The sequence below is a fragment of the Azospirillum sp. RU38E genome, assembly GCF_900188385.1.
Taxonomy (GTDB): domain Bacteria; phylum Pseudomonadota; class Alphaproteobacteria; order Azospirillales; family Azospirillaceae; genus Niveispirillum.
Window position 1 is genome coordinate 1 of sequence record NZ_FZOI01000056.1, and the last position, 2,243, is coordinate 2,243.

A 2,243-nucleotide genomic window follows, 5' to 3' on the forward strand; every position below is an offset into this window, starting at 1 on the left:
GGAGACCGCCGAAAACAAAACAAGCCTGATAATCCAAAATCAATTCACCAGCCAAACCATCTGGGGAATTTTCAAGTGCCACTTCTGGGGATTTCTATTTCGCCCTTTACAATTGGCAAAGCGCGTCAGGGCGGGGGCCGCCTCATGGGCAAAGCGGGAGGCGGCATATTTGGAATGGCGAATGGTGATTTCCTGGAAATCCTCGACACCGTCGGGTAGGGGCGAAGCGTCCCGGAAGGATGGCCTCTACCCCTCCCACGGAACCGGACGTGATAGTTTCCCATCATCCGGCTCCTACGCTTGCATCATGCGATCCAGTCTTGCCTGTAACCGACCGGCATGATGGGCGACATGGCATTCCCGGCATAGCACGACACGCTTGCGCGTGCGCGCCGCCTTGACCCGGGTCCATAAGGTGGTCCCCTCCATGTCACTCATCTTGCGGGCGTGATGAACCTCCAGAGGCACGTCGATGGCACCGCAGGCTTGGCATGTACGGGCACGCAGGTGGTCAATGATGTCGTTCCTGCCTGCGAAATACATGGTTCCTGTCGGTTCCCGATCAACGTGTGCGGATATCTGCGCGGGGCGGATATCTTTCAGGCGGAACATCGGCATAAAACGCCGCGCGTGGCGGCCCTCATACCACAGGCCCAGACGATCCCCGTTCCGGAGCCTCTCCGCTGTTCTCCTGACCGAGCATTTGTGCTTGCGGGACAGGGTTTTCATCAGGCTCCACCACCAGAGATGATGGAGCCGTGACACTTCCTGTTTCCAGAGCGTGCCGAGCTTGTAATATTCAGCAAACCCCCGCATCAGCGCATTATAGCCGGTCAGGATCGCCAGGTCGGAATTGTTGATCACGCTGTGCCGGGCTTCGCCTTGGTTGGTATGAAGATTACCAAGCTGTTGGCGTTCTGCGAAACGGGCCAGCCTGTCGACGGGGACGTGAAGCTGCATACGGTCATCCGGAACGCGCATGGTGACGGCACGACCGGCCTTCACCATCCGTTTCGTCCGGCCATCGCCGTAGGTCTTCAACCCGTACCCGAGGAAGGTTGCTCCTTCGCTTGCCTTGCTGATTCCGCTCTTCTCCTCGGAGACCTGCAATTTCAGGTGCTGGGCCAGGAACGCCCTGACCTCTTCCATCACTTTGCGGGCCTCCTCCTTGCTGCCGATGATGCCTATGACAAAATCATCGGCATAACGGCAGTAACGGAGGCGACGGTAATCAGGGTCGAACGGATCAACAGACGGTGCCAGCAGGCGCCGCCGCTCCCATTCCCTGATCTCCTCGATGAGCGCCGGGATTTCCTCCTCGTGATGACGCGCCCGTCGTCTTTCGATCATTCTGCGCCGGATCTGGATCTGCTTGGAACATTCCAGATAGTGGGCGCTGCGACGACGCATGGTTCCCCGATCGAACCCGGTCTTCATTTCCGCCATGAAACCGTCAAGCTCATGAAGGTAGATGTTGGCCAGGATCGGGGAGATCACGCCGCCTTGGGGGGTGCCGCTGAAGGTCTTGTGAAACCGCCAGTCTTCGAGGTAGCCGGCCTTCAACATCCGCCCGATCAATCGGATCAGGCGCTCGTCATCCATGCGCTTGCGCAAGAGGGCGAGCAGGATGTCATGGTCGATATTGTCATAATATCCTGCGATATCGACCTCGATCAGCCACTTCACACCATGCCATGTCCGTCTGATCTCGCTCAGCGCGGTATGGCATGAACGCCCCCGGCGGAAGCCGTGCGATTGCTCGGAGAAAACCGGCTCATAGACATGGTCGAGCAGAATTTTCACCGCCGCCTGCACCAGCTTGTCGTCGGCTGTGGGAATGCCCAGCGGGCGTTTCTTCCCGTTGGGTTTGGGGATATATTGTCTGCGCGCCGGGGAAAACCGGTATGATCCGTCCATCACGGCACCGATGATCCGCTCCATCCGTTCCAGCGAAAAGCCGTCAAGGGTGTTGGCGGGATCGACACCGGGTGTGAGCGCCCCTTTATTGGGGGCAATCTGCGCGTAGGCCATCTCCCAGAGGAGCGGGCTGGCCAGCAGACGGAACAGACCATTGATACGTTTTCCTTGGCGAGACAGGTCGATGATCGAGCCAAGTCTCTTCTCCACGGTCTCCGGTTGCATCAGCTGTAAAAGTCTGGACTAAATCTGACGGCATGCTGGAATGGCGGGTATTGATCGCCTGTGTCGGGGCATGCCCCGACACAGGCGGCGGCGTAAGAAGA

Annotated in this window: 2 protein-coding genes; one reads left to right on the forward strand and one right to left on the reverse strand. The window is 58.5% G+C overall.

The window, feature by feature from the left end:
* A partial coding sequence (locus CHB97_RS26730) for a hypothetical protein (RefSeq protein WP_160110503.1) occupies positions 1-219 on the forward strand: 219 nt, incomplete at its 5' end.
* A gap of 75 nt (positions 220-294) precedes the next feature.
* Here the strand turns inward: CHB97_RS26730 and CHB97_RS25620 are convergent.
* Positions 295-2,127, reverse strand: a complete 1,833-nt coding sequence (locus CHB97_RS25620; RefSeq protein WP_160106277.1) for a reverse transcriptase domain-containing protein — start codon at positions 2,125-2,127, stop codon at positions 295-297.
* Between the last annotated feature and the right edge of the window lie 116 nt (positions 2,128-2,243).